Source organism: Crocosphaera chwakensis CCY0110, assembly GCF_000169335.1.
Lineage (GTDB): Bacteria > Cyanobacteriota > Cyanobacteriia > Cyanobacteriales > Microcystaceae > Crocosphaera > Crocosphaera chwakensis.
The window spans coordinates 1-15,288 of the sequence record NZ_AAXW01000023.1 but is presented as its reverse complement, the minus strand read 5'-3'; the positions used below and the strand labels follow the sequence as shown (position 1 = coordinate 15,288).

16 protein-coding genes are annotated in these 15,288 nt (G+C 34.8%); 8 read left to right on the top strand and 8 right to left on the bottom strand.

Features of this window, described 5'->3' with window-relative positions:
• Positions 1–44: 44 nt before the first annotated feature.
• Positions 45–209, top strand: coding sequence for a hypothetical protein (locus CY0110_RS15020; protein ID WP_008276323.1), 165 nt, complete (start codon positions 45–47; stop codon positions 207–209).
• Positions 210–223: 14 nt separating this feature from the next.
• On the opposite strand, the gene CY0110_RS15015 is transcribed toward CY0110_RS15020, so the two are convergent.
• The 3 genes from CY0110_RS15015 to lipA all read right to left on the bottom strand — a co-directional run bounded on the left by CY0110_RS15015 (position 224) and on the right by lipA (position 1,604).
• Positions 224–385: a type II toxin-antitoxin system HicA family toxin gene (locus CY0110_RS15015; protein ID WP_008276322.1), complete on the bottom strand. Its 162-nt coding sequence runs from the start codon at positions 383–385 to the stop codon at positions 224–226.
• A 112-nt stretch (positions 386–497) separates the two neighbouring features.
• Entirely contained in the window at positions 498–680 is a 183-nt protein-coding gene (locus CY0110_RS15010) for a type II toxin-antitoxin system HicB family antitoxin (protein WP_008276321.1), read from the bottom strand.
• Positions 681–734: 54 nt separating this feature from the next.
• Positions 735–1,604: a lipoyl synthase gene (gene lipA / locus CY0110_RS15005; protein ID WP_035799562.1), complete on the bottom strand. Its 870-nt coding sequence runs from the start codon at positions 1,602–1,604 to the stop codon at positions 735–737.
• 130 nt (positions 1,605–1,734) lie between these two features.
• Between lipA and CY0110_RS15000 the strand changes: the two genes are divergently transcribed.
• Complete coding sequence (locus tag CY0110_RS15000) at positions 1,735–3,177, top strand: phosphoglucomutase/phosphomannomutase family protein (protein ID WP_008276319.1); 1,443 nt, start codon at positions 1,735–1,737, stop codon at positions 3,175–3,177.
• 70 nt (positions 3,178–3,247) lie between these two features.
• On the opposite strand, the gene CY0110_RS14995 is transcribed toward CY0110_RS15000, so the two are convergent.
• Genes CY0110_RS14995 through CY0110_RS14975 form a run of 5 tightly spaced genes read right to left on the bottom strand, consistent with a single transcriptional unit; the run spans position 3,248 to position 6,339 of the window.
• Complete coding sequence (locus CY0110_RS14995) at positions 3,248–3,859, bottom strand: class I SAM-dependent methyltransferase (RefSeq protein WP_008276318.1); 612 nt, start codon at positions 3,857–3,859, stop codon at positions 3,248–3,250.
• 8 nt (positions 3,860–3,867) lie between these two features.
• Positions 3,868–4,461 (bottom strand): TerD family protein, encoded by a 594-nt coding sequence (locus tag CY0110_RS14990; RefSeq protein WP_008276317.1) that lies wholly within the window; start codon positions 4,459–4,461, stop codon positions 3,868–3,870.
• 9 nt (positions 4,462–4,470) lie between these two features.
• Positions 4,471–5,049 (bottom strand): TerD family protein, encoded by a 579-nt coding sequence (locus tag CY0110_RS14985; protein WP_008276316.1) that lies wholly within the window; start codon positions 5,047–5,049, stop codon positions 4,471–4,473.
• A gap of 41 nt (positions 5,050–5,090) precedes the next feature.
• Positions 5,091–5,669 (bottom strand): TerD family protein, encoded by a 579-nt coding sequence (locus CY0110_RS14980; RefSeq protein WP_008276315.1) that lies wholly within the window; start codon positions 5,667–5,669, stop codon positions 5,091–5,093.
• Between the two features lie 37 nt (positions 5,670–5,706).
• Positions 5,707–6,339: a salt stress protein, Slr1339 family gene (locus tag CY0110_RS14975; RefSeq protein WP_008276314.1), complete on the bottom strand. Its 633-nt coding sequence runs from the start codon at positions 6,337–6,339 to the stop codon at positions 5,707–5,709.
• 200 nt (positions 6,340–6,539) lie between these two features.
• Here CY0110_RS14975 and priA point away from each other — a divergent pair, with 200 nt between their 5' ends.
• From priA to CY0110_RS14945, 6 genes are all read left to right on the top strand, one after another.
• Positions 6,540–9,068: a primosomal protein N' gene (gene priA, locus CY0110_RS14970; RefSeq protein WP_232285734.1), complete on the top strand. Its 2,529-nt coding sequence runs from the start codon at positions 6,540–6,542 to the stop codon at positions 9,066–9,068.
• 147 nt (positions 9,069–9,215) lie between these two features.
• Positions 9,216–11,276: a DNA polymerase III subunit gamma/tau gene (locus CY0110_RS14965; RefSeq protein WP_035799560.1), complete on the top strand. Its 2,061-nt coding sequence runs from the start codon at positions 9,216–9,218 to the stop codon at positions 11,274–11,276.
• 26 nt (positions 11,277–11,302) lie between these two features.
• A complete protein-coding gene (locus CY0110_RS14960) occupies positions 11,303–13,576 on the top strand; it encodes a hypothetical protein (RefSeq protein ID WP_008276311.1) in 2,274 nt (757 codons plus the stop codon).
• Positions 13,577–13,632: 56 nt separating this feature from the next.
• Positions 13,633–14,277, top strand: coding sequence for a histidine phosphatase family protein (locus CY0110_RS14955; protein WP_008276310.1), 645 nt, complete (start codon positions 13,633–13,635; stop codon positions 14,275–14,277).
• Positions 14,278–14,280: 3 nt separating this feature from the next.
• A complete protein-coding gene (locus tag CY0110_RS14950) occupies positions 14,281–14,748 on the top strand; it encodes a DUF4174 domain-containing protein (protein WP_008276309.1) in 468 nt (155 codons plus the stop codon).
• Between the two features lie 83 nt (positions 14,749–14,831).
• A partial coding sequence (locus CY0110_RS14945) for a branched-chain amino acid ABC transporter permease (protein WP_008276308.1) occupies positions 14,832–15,288 on the top strand: 457 nt, incomplete at its 3' end.

Here is a 15,288-nt window from a genome sequence, read left to right as displayed (position 1 = left end):
TTTACCCCTAAGCTATAACTTAAGCTTATCAAGAGGATATCATCGTGAATCTGACCCTACCTAAATGGTTACAGCCAAACGTCTCTATTACTAAACAACGGCAAATGACTCATGATGATTCTAATCAAGAAAAGACGATTCAAGTAGTATTTAATCAAGAAAAAGACGTATCAAGTTATTTAGACGATTATATTCATCACTATTTTTAACTTTATTTGATTTTTTAAAAATCATCAGGACTAATAGCAGCTTGTTTTAGAATAGCTGTTAAAGTTCTTTCTAGGATATCATCAGAATGATTGGGTATTGTTGTATATTCTTGCGTCTCTGGATTGTACCAAATTTTGTGGCTTCCTGTTGCTTGGCGATCGCAAGATAAAACCAAGCTTTTTTAGCCTTTTAATAATGTCGCGATACCGAAATCCTGATAATCTCCCCATTGTTATTGCGATCTATTTAGACGAGTAAAGGATAATAGAAATCGTCTTCTATGTTTTTTAAATCATCAATTTGATGGCGTTGTTTTTTGCTTTTATTAATTGATAAACAACATCTTTCGCAATTTCTAAGGTTTCTTTAGTCGTTTTTCCTTGTGCTACTAAACCCTTTAAGTCATCAGAGGTTGCTAAATAAACTCCTTCAGGTAACTTCTGTATGTGTAATTGAATCACTTTGTCCATCGGTTTTTACTCCTAACTAGAAGCTTAATAACCATTATATTTGACTTTTAAAAATTACCGAGGATATTGATTCATCAACTCTCGAACTTGCTCAGCATGATAAGAACTACGGGTTAACGGAGAAGAAACCACTTGTAGAAAGCCGATAGATTCTCCAAATTCTTGCCAAGCTGCAAAGGTTTCAGGAGTCACAAACTCTTTAACCCCTAAATGTTTGGCAGAGGGTTGTAAATACTGTCCTAGGGTCAAAATATCACAATTGACGGCTCTTAAATCTTGCATCACTTGACGCACTTCTGCATCGGTTTCCCCTAACCCCACCATAATGCCAGACTTCGTATAGAGTTGAGGGGCTAAAGTTTTGGCTTGTTGCAATAATAAAAGCGATCGCTGATAATCTCCTTGAGGGCGAACCCGACGATACAAACGGGGAACCGTCTCCGTATTATGATTTAGCACTTCTGGTTTAGCCTGTAAAATTATCTCTAACGCCTCCCAGTTGCCACATAAATCAGGAATTAACACCTCAATAGTTGTATTAGGAGAAACTTGACGAATAGCCTCAATACAGCGTACAAATTGAGCAGCCCCACCGTCAGGTAAATCATCACGGTTAACAGAAGTAATCACCACATGGTTAAGATGCAAACGATGCACCGCTTCAGCTAAGTTTAAAGGTTCCTGGGGGTCTAAAGGTTGCGGTTTCTTCTCAAAATCAATGTCACAATAAGGACAAGCACGAGTGCAAGCTGGCCCCATAATCAAAAAAGTTGCTGTCCCTGCATGAAAGCATTCGCCAATATTCGGACAAGAGGCTTCTTCACATACTGTATTTAAACCTAAATCTCGTAATATTTCCTTAACACTTCCTACTCTTTGCCATTGGGGAGCTTTGACCCGTAACCATTCTGGTTTAACTGTCATCTGTGCTTTAATGTTTGCATTAATATTAGCTTCAATTGATCTTATCATTAATCATTTTCTTTGGCTCAATGTAACTGTTCACAGGTCACTGGTAACTGATAATATAGGGTGAAAAATTATAATCATTCCTATGGCTTTTAATCAAAATCCGATAAAATTTGGAACCGATGGCTGGCGTGGGGTAATTGCCGCCGATTTTACCTTTGAAAGAGTGGCTTTACTGGCTCCTTTAGCTGCTAAAATCTTAGAAGAAAATTACGGTGACTCTAGTAGCGACCGCACGGTTATCGTCGGGTATGATCGTCGTTTCTTGGCTGAAGAGTTTGCCCAAGTAGCTGCTGAGGTGATAATTGAAGCAGGATACAATGTAATCTTATCCCAGTCTTACGCTCCAACTCCTGCCTTTAGTTGGGCGGCCAAAGCCCAAAACGCTCTAGGAGCGATTGTCTTAACGGCGAGTCATAACCCGGCCAAATATTTAGGATTAAAGGTTAAAGGGGCTTTCGGGGGTTCGGTTGCTCCTGCTGTTACTCAACAAATTGAAGCCTTGCTCCCTAACCCGCCTCAATTTTCAGCCACTCCTGGCACGTTAAGTCATTTTGATCCCTGGGAAAGTTACTGTCAAGGTTTACAACAAAAAGTAGATATTAAGGCTATTCAAGAAGCAATAAACTCAGGGAAATTAAGGGTGTTTGCCGATGTTATGCACGGGGCTGCGGCCACTGGGTTAGAACGTCTGTTAGGCTGTTCTATTGAGGAGATTAATGGCGATCGCGATCCCCTTTTTGAAGGCGGCGCACCAGAACCCTTACCCCGTTATCTTAGCAAGTTATTTAACAACATCAAAACGGCTGCAAGTCAAGGGGATGATAGTTTAAGAGTGGGGTTAGTATTTGATGGAGATAGCGATCGCATTGCCGCAGTGGATGGACAAGGAAACTTTCTCAGTTCTCAAATTTTAATCCCTATCTTAATTGATCATTTAGCGAAGCGAAAAGGATTCACAGGAGAAATTGTTAAAACCGTCAGTGGTTCTGATATTATTCCCCGTTTAGCACAGCTTTATAATTTGCCAATTTATGAGACTCCTATTGGTTATAAATATATCGCAGATCGGATGTTAAATGCGGAGGTTTTAATTGGAGGAGAAGAGTCAGGAGGAATCGGTTACGGAACCCATATTCCTGAACGGGATGCGCTTTTATCTGCATTGTACGTTTTAGAAGCAGTTGTCGAAAGTGAAAAAGACTTAGGTCAATACTATCGTCAATTACAAGAAAAAACGGATTTTTATAATGCTTATGACCGTATTGATTTACCTTTGGCTAATATGGAAGTTAGAGCTAAATTATTGCAGCGTTTAGAGACAGAACCATTAACCGAAATTGCGGGTCAAGCAGTCACAAATTGTGGCACAAAAGATGGTTACAAATACCGTTTAACTGATGGTAGTTGGTTACTGATTCGCTTTAGCGGTACTGAACCAGTTTTAAGATTATATTGTGAATCTTTGACCATGAAACAAGTACATCAAACGTTAAACTGGGCAAAAAATTGGGCTAATTCGGTTTAAAACCTTGTAAGGTGGGCAATGCCCACCCTACAATAGGTTATGATTTTTTTTGATAATACTATAGCAATCTTTAGCCTGAATCTTTAACAAAAATACTTAACATCACTCGTCCTAATAAATAATAATGTCCTTGGGTTATTAACCTTGCATTGTCTGCGAATAATTCTCTTTGTTGAGGAGAATAGAAGTTAATACCACCAGGAGAAAAAGGAATAGAATCTAAAGAATAAAGTTGTATATAATCTACTAAATAAAATTGTCCTTGAGGTTTTAAAACACGACTAACTTCCCTAAAGACTTGTTGTGGATTAGGATAATGCAGAAAACTAATAGTATTAAATACTGCATCAAACTGATTGTCTGCACAAGGAAGGTATTCTGAATTTCCTTGGGTAAAAATTAAACGGGGATGATGTTGATTTTTTTCTCTTGCTTCTTTTAACATTTGTGGGGATAAATCAACACCCATTCCTTGTAAATCAGGAAAAGTTTTAGCCAAACGATTTAGTAATCGACCGGTTCCGCAGCCTAAGTCTAACACATAAGAAGGATGAGGTAATGTTACATAAGATAATAATCGTTTGTGCAGGGATTGATAGAAAATGGTGGTAAAAATAAGATCGTAGTTTGGAGCCCATCTATCAAAAAAAGAGGCTTTTTTCTCAAAAATTTGTTCGCTCATTACCTTATTTAATAATACTCATTAGTCATTTCTTGTAATCCATTAGCCATTAAACCTTTTCCTACTGCTTCCATTTGCCATCCCTCATTATCGCGGTAAACTTCGGCTAAAATCATACCTGTTTTACCGTCATATTCTTCTCCGAGAAGACTATAACGAGCAATTTCTTTATTATTACTGAGATTCACTAGGCGAACAAAGGCGTTTTTAACCTGTCCGAAACTTTGTTGTCTTTGCTTTGCTTTGTAAATATTAACAACAAAAAGTAATTTAACAATGTCATCAGGAATTTTAGTTAAGTCCACTAAGATTTGTTCGTCGTCCCCTTCTCCTGCACCGGTTAAATTATCTCCTAAATGAGTAATTCCTCCTGAAGAATGATTTAAGTTGCCAAAGTAAATAACATCAGATTTACTCTTGAGTTTGTCTCTATTCGTTAAACAAAAAACAGACGCATCGAGATCAAAATCTTTGCCTTTAAATAGGCCAAAAAGTCCCTTACTTTCAGCGACATCCCATCCTAAACCACACATCACTTTGGTGAGTCCGGGGGCTTCTTTTTTAAGATTAATCCGTTGTCCTTTTTTAAGATTAATTGCCATTATTTTCTCCTAGTTATAGTAACGATTTAAGATAGCTTGTAATCCTCCTTCATAACCAGAACCTACGGCACTCATTCGCCATTCTCCATCTTTTTTATAGATTTCTGTGATAATTAAGGCAGTTTCAATGGAATATTCTTCAGTTAAATCGTACCGTAAGACTTCGTTTTTTGTTTGTACATCTACCAATCTTACAAAGGCATTTTCTATCTGTCCAAAGTTTTGTTGTCTTTTATCTGCTTCATGAATGGTGACGACAAAGACAATTTTTTTTACTTCATCAGGAATCTTAGTAAAGTTAACTAAAATAACTTCGTCATCCCCTTCTCCTTCTCCTGTTAAATTATCTCCCATGTGTTCAACAGAATGATCAGGATCAGGGCTTTTCAAATTATTATAAAAGACGAGATGATTATCAGAAATTAATTTTCCATTTTCTCCTAATAAAAACACAGAAACATCAAGATCATAATCATTGCCAGTATCAACTTTTTTGACATCCCATCCTAATCCGACAAAGGCTGCTTTTAGTCCAGGACTTGCTTTTTCTAATGAAATTCTTTGACCTTTACTGAGTGAAATTCCCATGATTTTTGCCTTAGTTTTTTGTTACTTTTGTAATGATAATTTTAACTAGAGTAACGGTTAAGAATGGCTTGTAAACCTCCTTCATATCCAGAACCGACAGCAGTCATACGCCATTCTCCGTCTTTATTATAGATTTCTGCCGTAATTAGGGCGGTTTCGATAGAATAATCTTCAGTTAAATCGTACCGTAAGACTTCGTTTTTGGTTTGTACATCTACTAATCTTACAAAGGCATTTTCTATCTGTCCAAAATTTTGTTGTCTTTTATCTGCTTCATGAATGGTGACGACAAAGACAATTTTTTTTACCTCATTAGGAATCTTAGTAAAGTTAACTAATATTACCTCGTCGTCTCCTTCTCCTGCACCAGTCAAATTATCTCCCATGTGTTCAACGGAATGATCGGGATCAGGGCTTTTTAAGTTATTATAAAAGATAAGATGATTATCAGAAACTAATTTTTCATTTTCTCCTAGTAAGAAGACAGAACAATCAACATCAAAATCTGTTCCTGTATCAACTTTTTTAACATCCCAGCCTAATCCGACAAAGGCTGCTTTTAGTCCGGGACTTGCTTTTTCTAATGAAATTCTTTGACCTTTACTGAGTGAAATTGCCATAATAATTAGTTGAGTTCTAAAAGTAATTGCAGCTTATCTAAGAAGAAGCATTGAGAACAGCTAAATACTTGATCGCAGCATCTAAGCGAGAAGGATAACTATGGGAAAATTCTTCAAACCATAATCCTTCATCAGAGTATTCGTCTAAACTTTTTAACCATTGTTCAGCTTGACGGATCAATAGTTTTTGCTGCCGTTGCTTTCTTTGTTCAGTATAGCGTATTTCTTCCTGATTTTGATGCGTGATGGTTTCTCTTTGTTCTTCTTGTTTGTGTTGAAATTGTTTTTTAAATTGATGTAAATTTTCGTTAATTTCTGGCTTATTGCGTTCTAAATTATGTTGTTGTGATTTCTCTTTTTGTTGCTGTTTAAATTGCTGTAAATTTTCGCTAATTTCTGGTTGATTTCCCTTTATATTCTGTTGTTGACGTTGCTGTTTAAATTGTTGTAAATCTTCATGAACCTGTGGTTGATTATTATCTACATTCTGTTGTTGTGATTTTTCTTTTTGCTGTTTCAAGTCAGACTTAAATTTCTCAAGTAGGTTATCCGTTGAATTGGGTTGATGATTAGACGTATCCATTGATTGTTTCTTTTGATTACTTTTTTTGTGTTTAATTTGGTTAATTAAGTCATCAATGTTAGAATTTTCTGAAGGATTATTAATCATTTTTTTTGAAGAACTCTTATAATATAAATCCTATTATCATGATATCAACTAAACTCGTGAGTTATCAATGTCTGGAAAAAGAGGCGCACCGCAAAGCGGATCTCTTCGAGATCGCTAATTAAGTTTAAGGTTTCTCACCTTCATTATAATTCCGTGTTAAGTATTAAGGGTAATGGATGTTAGAAAACGTTTCAAACTATATGTCTATGTCTTCTGGAAGTTTGCTAGTGGCTCAACCGAGATCCTCTTATATTGTAGAACCTTCTTCCCCTCAATGGATCGAAGTTTTGGTTGATTGTCCAAACATACAAGAATTAGATAACAAGGAAGACAAATCATATAAGTTATACACTTATAGTATTCCTTGTGATTTTAAAGTAACACCTGGAGATATTGTTAGTGTTCCTTTTGGTACACAAATTTTGCGAGGAGTTGTAATTAGATATACTTATTCTTTTCCAGACCATATTAGTTATAATCAAGTTAAAAATATTTATGATGTGATTGCATCTGGATTTTTTACAACAACTTATTTTAAATTATTAGAAAAAGTTTCAAGCTATTATTGTACTGACTTAATAACTGTAATAAAAGCAGCCTTACCTCCAGGATTATTTACTAAATCTCAACGTAGAATTCGTCTAAGACAAGATAATATTCCTCCTGGTGCAGAGATGTTTTGTCGGACTGCTGCTGCAAAAATTTTGAGCTTATTACAGCAACAAAAAGATGGAGATTATAGTGTTAAATATATACAACGTGAAGTAACAGGTGCGCGTCAAGGGATTCAAGAATTAACTAAAAAGAGATGGATTGAAAGTTATTTAAAAACGACTAGAAAAACTCAGGCTAAAAAGCAAAAAATTGTAACTTTAATTGTTGAGCAATTTCCTCATGATTTAACTTCAAAACAATTAGAATTTTTGCAAGTTTTACGACGTAAAGGAGGAGAATTATGGTTAACTGATTTATTGGATGTACTTGAAACAAAAAGTGATTCTGTTGTTAAAGCATTAGCTAAAAAAGAATGTGTAGTTATTAAGTATCGAGAAAGATTAAGATTCTTAGAAAATCCCAAGCAAAAGCAAGAGCAAAATAAAGTATTAACTCCACAACAAAACGAAGCCCTGAAAATAATTAATAGTTTAGAAAATTATAGCGAAATTTTATTACATGGAGTAACAGGCTCTGGTAAAACAGAAGTTTATTTACAAGCAATTTCTCCTTTATTAGAACAAGGAAAATCTGCTTTAATTTTAGTTCCTGAAATTGCCTTAACCCCTCAATTAACCGATCGATTTCGGGCAAGATTTGGAGATAAAGTTTATGTTTACCATAGTAACTTATCAAAAGGGGAAAGATACGATACGTGGCGACAAATGTTGCCTGGAGAACCGCAAGTCATTATCGGTACTCGCTCAGCTATTTTTGCACCTTTACCTAATTTAGGATTAATTATTTTAGACGAAGAACATGATTCTAGTTTTAAACAAACGCAAGTTTCTCCGACATATAATGCAAAAACTGTGGCTAAATGGCGAGGAGAGTTAGAAAATTGCCCAATAATTTTTGGGTCAGCAACTCCCTCTTTAGAAAGTTGGATTTCTGTTAAGTCTTCTCAATATTCTTCATCTAACTCCTATTATTTATCCTTGCCTGAAAGAATTGGATTTCGACCTTTACCTCCTGTAAAAATTGTTGATATGCGAGAGGAATTAAAGCAAGGAAATCGCTCAGTTTTTAGTCGTCCTTTACAAGAAGCATTGAGGAATTTAAAAGAGAAAAATCAACAAGGTATCTTATTTATTAATCGCCGAGGATACAGCACTTTTGTTTCATGTCGAAGTTGCGGTTATGTTATGGAATGTCCTGACTGTGATGTGTCTTTATCCTATCATTATACTCATGAAGGAGCCACAGAATTATTAAGGTGTCATTATTGTAATCATACTCAAATTCAACCTTCAAACTGTCCTGAATGTAATTCCCCTTATTTTAAATTTTTTGGTAGTGGAACCCAAAAAGTTACCCAAGCATTAAAACAAGAATTTCCTGAATTAAAGTCATTAAGATTTGATAGTGATACCACTCGGACTAAAGGTTCTCACCGTCGCTTATTAGAGGAATTTTCACGGGGTGAGGCTGACATTTTAGTGGGGACACAAATGCTAACCAAAGGATTAGATTTAGCTCAAGTGACATTAGTCGGTGTTGTCTCTGCCGATGGGTTACTCTATTTATCAGATTATCGCGCAGCAGAAAGAGCTTTTCAAACCTTAACCCAAGTCGCCGGAAGGGCAGGAAGAGGAGACGAACCCGGACAAGTAATTATACAAACCTATTCCCCCGAAAATTCAGTTATTCAAGCTGTTAAAAATCATGATTATTATCGTTTTATCGAAGAAGAATTACCCCGAAGAGAAGAGTTAAATTTTCCACCTTATGGACGTTTAATTTTAGTACAATTAAGTAGCTTAGATGCGATAGAAGTACAAAATACAGCACAACAATTAGGAAATTATTTTCATGAAACTATCGGATTAGATTGTGAAATCTTAGGACCAGCACCAGCGAGTATTATGAGAGTAGCAAAACGATATCGTTGGCAAATTTTATTGAAATTTTTACCCGATGCTAGGGTGATTATTCCTGAGATGGAAAACTGGCATAAATTATGTCCTAATTCTGTTAGTTTGAAAATAGATATTGATCCTTTACATATTAATTGATAAACATTTAAACTTAAATCTCGCACCCACCACTGTAGAAACGTCTCTACCAAAGATAATAAAATTTAGTTATAATACAAATGTTTTATATATAATCTGGATTACAGTCAGGCATAATAGAAGATCCCCGTGTTAGTTGCTCAAATTATGTCATCCTATGAACCACTCCATCATAAATATCGTCCACAGACCTTTGCTGACTTAGTGGGACAAGAAGCGATCGCCACGACCTTAAGTAATGCGATCGCTAGTCAACGTATTGCACCGGCCTATTTATTTACTGGGCCGAGGGGAACCGGAAAGACCTCTAGTGCTAGGATTTTAGCGAAATCTCTCAATTGTTTGGCGGTTGAGGTTCCCACGGCTGCACCCTGTGGTCAATGCGAAGTGTGTCGAGCGATCACCAGAGGTTCGGCGTTAGATGTGATTGAAATTGATGCAGCCAGTAATACAGGGGTCGATAATATTCGGGAAATTATTGAGCGATCGCAGTTTGCTCCGGTACAATGTCGTTATAAAGTGTATGTCATAGATGAATGTCATATGCTAAGTGTGGCTGCTTTTAATGCTTTATTAAAGACCTTAGAAGAACCGCCAGAACGAGTTATTTTTGTCTTAGCAACCACCGACCCACAAAGAGTCTTACCTACTATTCTATCTCGCTGTCAACGCTTCGACTATCGCCGTATTCCCTTGGAAGCGATGGTTAATCATTTAACAATAATTGCCCAAAAAGAAAACATAGAAATTGAAACAGAAGCCTTAATTTTAGTAGCACAAATTGCTAACGGTGGGTTAAGAGATGCAGAGAGTTTATTAGATCAATTAAGTTTATTATCAGGAAGTATTACTTCGGAAAAAGTTTGGGATTTAGTAGGGGCTGTTCCTGAGAAAGATTTATTATCTTTATTACAAGCCATTAACTCTAACAATCCAGAAATTGTTATAGAATCTTGTCGAAAATTGATGGATAGAGGGAGAGAACCTTTAGTTGTCTTACAAAATTTAGCTGGATTTTATCTTAACTTATTAATTGCTAAAACTGCCCCAACAAGGTCGGATTTAGTAGCAGTAACGTCTACCACTTGGGATGATTTATGTTCAGAAGCGAAACACTGGAAAACTGAAACAATTTTAAGAGGTCAACAGAAACTTAAAGAAAGCGAAGTTCAGTTAAAAAATACCACTCAACCTCGTCTATGGTTAGAAGTTACTTTATTAAGTTTACTTCCTGATGCTTGCACACCAGAAGTTATTATTCAATCATCTAATATTTCAACTCAAACTAAAAATAATAATGAATCAAAACTAACAAATTTACCTCAACAAAAACCTCAAGCAAAAATAGTTGAAAAACAATTTCAAGATCAACCTAAAGCGTTATATAAACCGAATGAAACTATTACAGAACTGTCAGAAATACTGATTAATAATGATGATACCAATTTAGAGGAAATGTGGCAGTTAGTCTTAAAAAAACTTCCTTTATTATCCTCAGCATTAATTAAACAACATGGCTATTTAATTAATTATAAAAATACCGTTGCTACGGTAGGTATTAAAAGTAAACAACTTCTAAAAGCAGCACAGGATAAACTGCCTCAAATTGAATCAGCTTTTCAAGCAGTTGTCGGTCATAAAGTTAAGGTTAATTTACAAGTCGCAAACACTACTAAATCTAATGAAAAATTCTATAATTCTTCTATAAAGTCCCCTTTATCTTATTCTCAAAATAACAATAACTTATCTCAAAATTCTAATAATTTAAACAATAATAATCCTAAAAATTTAACTCATCAACCTAATTCTAATTCCCAGATAGATAATGCTAACGACAAAAATGAAAAAGCTGAAGAAATTTTAAATATTCCTAGCATATCTCCAACTCAAGATAATATTGATAATATAGAAGTCTCTGAAGATAAAATTCAAAAAGCAGCCGAACAGTTAGCTAAGTTTTTTAAAGGAGAAGTTATCAGTAATTATGATTTGCAAGAGGAAAAAAATAATCAATCTGAATCAAAGGAGAATATAGACCTATCACACAATAGTTTGAGGGATTTTAAAATAGAAAATGAAAAAGACAAGAATGCAGATGATCTTGAAAATAACAATTTATATAATCAAATTTCAACCAGTAGTATTTCTTCAAAAAAAGTAAAAGGAAGACCGAAAATAACAAAAGAGGAAGAAGATTTAGAATTCTAAATTACTAACATAAATCCATTACAAAAATGAAAAAAATCAACTATCTTGCTATTGCTATTTTTACCGTATTGTTGAATGCTTGTCAATTAGAAAATAATAAAGCTTTTAAAACCAAAGCTATCACTAAAGCTGAATCAATTAATACGATGAAAACTGAAACTTGGGAATTTAAACCAGAAAGGGATCGCTACGATAAAAATTCACTGTTAGACTTACGTTATCTTAATGAGAAAGTAGCAGGAGAAACAGGCTTTATCCACTTGTCTCCTGATGGCAAAGACTTTGTAAAAGGTAATGGACAGTCTATTCGATTTTGGGCAGTTAATTCTTATGTTTGGAGAAAAAGTTATCAAGAATTAGAAGATCATGCTCGTTTTTTAGCAAAGCGAGGAGTTAATATGGTGCGTTGGCATGGTCAAATTGTTGGCAAAAATAATAATAAAACCCTGAAAAATATTGATAAAAAAGCGCGTGAGCAACTATGGCAATATGTAGCAACTATGAAAAAAGAAGGGATTTATTTGACCTTATCTCCCTATTATGCCCATGCTTTAAAATCTCAAGATAATTGGCAAATTCCTCGTGATAGTAAAGATTTTAGTGGTTTATTATTTTTTGATACTGAATTACAACAAGCTTATAAAAATTGGTTAAAAGAGTTATTAATACCTATTAACCCCTATACGGGAATTTCCTTAAAAGATGAAGCTGCGATCGCTATTATTCAACTACAAAATGAAGACTCTTTATTATTCTGGACATTTAAGAATCTGAAAGGACGGGATTTAGAGTTATTAAGTAATAAATACCGTGATTGGTTAATCAAGAAATACGGTTCCTTAGAACAAGTTGTAAAAATATGGAAAAATGTTTCTATTGAAGGAGAAAATGTCAAAGAAGGTAAACTCAAATTTTATGAAATATGGCATCTAACTCAACCAGAAAATCCTAACAGTGGGAAGGGAAAACGATTAGCTGACCAAACTCAATTTTTAACTGAAACCATGTATAATTTTAATCAAGAGATAAAACAGTTCTTACGGGAAGAAATTGGAGCAAAACAGTTAATTAATGCAGGAAATTGGAAAACGGCCGATCCTCTTAAATTAAATGATGCAGAACGCTATTCTTATACCGCAACAGAAGTCATAGGGGTTAATCGTTATTATAATGGTGGAATCCATAAAGGCGAAAAATCAAATTGGGCAATTATTAATGGAGATAAATTTACCAATCGTTCTGTTTTATTTGATCCTTACTCCTTTCCATTAAATCTTAAACAAGTTGCTAATCATCCTATTATTATTCCCGAAAGCTCTTGGGTTCCTCCCCTTGGTTATCAATCAGAAAGCCCTTTTTTAGTTAGTATTTTTCAATCTTTAACTGGTATTGATGGGTTCTATTGGTTTGCTATGAAAGAACCACAATGGAGACAACCCTCTTCTGCTAATGGTTATCTTCCTTCTTTGGGTAAATGGGTCATTAATACCCCAGAATTATTAGGTAATTTTCCTGCTGCTGCTTTGATGTATCGTCAAGGTTATATTCAACAAGGGGAAACCGTTGTTAGAGAACATCGAAAACTGACAGATTTATGGAATCGTCAAATACCAATAATTTCAGAAACTAAAACTTTTGATCCTAATCGTGATCAAGACACTAATAATAATAATAATCAAAGCAGAAATAAAATTAATCCTTTAGCTTTTTTAGTTGGTCCAGTAGAAGTTACTTATAGTAATAATAATAAAGAAAATAAAATTATAAATTTAAACTCATATATTAATAAAAAAGATAAAATAATTCGTTCTATTACTGAAGAAATAACCTGGGACTATGGACAAGGTATTTGTCTTTTAAATACAGCAAAAGCCCAAGGAGTCACAGGATTTTTAAAAGAAGTTGGTGAGATAAAATTAAATGATTTAATAATTAAATCTAATAATAAATATGCAACTATTATAGTAGTTTCTATGGACAATAAACCCATCAAACGATCAGAAAAACTATTAGTACAATTAGGAACGGTTGCCCGTCCAACAGAGTGGAAACAAAAAGAAATTACTTGGAAAGATAAGCAAGGTAACTTACAAAAAGGATTGGAAATTATTAACTATGGTAAAGCCCCTTGGAGAATAGAAAATAACGATATTCATCTCACTATTAATAATCCGCAACTTAAAAAAGCTATGCTATTAGACAGTAATGGTTTAGCTAAACAAACCATGAATTTAAAAAGCGATAGCTCTCAAATTTCGTTACAATTACCCACCGATGTTAAATATATTATTCTTGAATAAAAAGAGTTAATAAGCTAAATTATTAATAGACCCTAAACCTTCAACTTTCACTGCTTATGTCTGCTTGTCAAACTGTTTGGATTGCACGGCATGGAAACCGTCTCGATTTCGTTAAACCAGACTGGTTTAATACAGCTCAAAGACGCTATGATCCCCCTTTATCAGAAGATGGTTTTATTCAGGCCAAACAACTCGGACAAAGGCTTCAATACGAGAAAATTGGCCATATTTTTGCGTCTCCTTTTTTGCGTACCATACAAACTGCTTCAGAAGTAGCAAAACTGCTTGATATTCCTATTAAATTAGAAGCAGGAATTGGAGAATGGCATAATCCCCAATGGATGAGTGAAACCCCTGAAATTCATCCTAGAGAATTATTAGAAAAAGACTATTCTTATATTGATTGGAATTATACTTCTTATCGGGTTCCTAAATATCCAGAAATGGAAGTAACGATGATGACGAGAATGGCTGAAGTTATTGAACAATTAGTTAGTCAATATTCTGATGATATTCTATTAGTCGGTCATGGGGCATCTGTAATGGGATTAATCCAAGGCTTAACCCAAGAACTGCCAGTATTTCAACCCTCCTTATGTTGTTTATCAAAATTAGTAAAAACAGATAGTAAATGGGAAATAGAAATAGGAGGAGATACCTCCCATTTAAGTGAAACTGAAAAAGAAGTAAGGCTTGTGTAAACCATGAAAAATATCTATCAAAAACTCTTATCGATTATACTATTTCTAGGCATAACAGCCGTTTCTAACGTTGCTATGGCACAAAATAATCCCTTAGAAGCTTATCGCTGGCACAATCGACTTTTATTGGTCTTTGTTCCTCAAATTGAAGACGAACGTTTGACTAAGATACAACAGACCCTAAATCAAGTAGAATGTGAATTTCAAGAACGAGATTTATTATTAGGGGTTTTTACCAGTAATGCTCCTAGTCGTATTGGCAATGACTCCATTTCTTCCTACCAAGAAGCCCAACTGAGGGCAAAATATGGCATTAAATCAAATCAATTTGCAGTCATTTTAATAGGCAAAGATGGTCAATCGAAAAACCAATTATCTGAGGTTCCAGAAATTGAGAGAATTTTTGGACAAATTGATAATATGCCTATGCGTCAACAGGAAATCTCTAACCGTTCCAATAGTTGTAATTAATGGAAGTTTCGATTATTTATACTAGGCAATCTTTCTCAATTCATGTATAATCTCATTGCCATTCATCTTAAGCTTTCGTATTCATGGATAACGCCTTATTAGTTCAACTCATTGGCATTAGCGGTTACATCATCTACATCACCACCTCAGCCGGCGTATACGGCATTTTTGCCCTAGGGTTAAACTTACAATGGGGTTTTACCGGTTTAATTAACTTCGGCGTTGTTGGTTTTATGACCTTGGGAGCCTATACTAGCGTCTTATTAACGTTAACAGGAATTCCTTTTATCATAGCTGTTTTGACAGGAGCTATCCTAGCAGCTATTTTAGGGTTATTAATCGGATTATCTACCTTACGTCTTCGAGAAGATTATCTAGCTATTGTTACTATCGGAGTTTCAGAATTAGTTCGTTTAGTCGCTTTAAACGAAGAATGGTTAACGAAAGGGGCTTTAGGCTTGAGACAATATCCGTTACCCTTGAATATTGAAGCTAATTTACCCATCAAACTCTTCTTAATTGCTATTTTAACCTTATTAG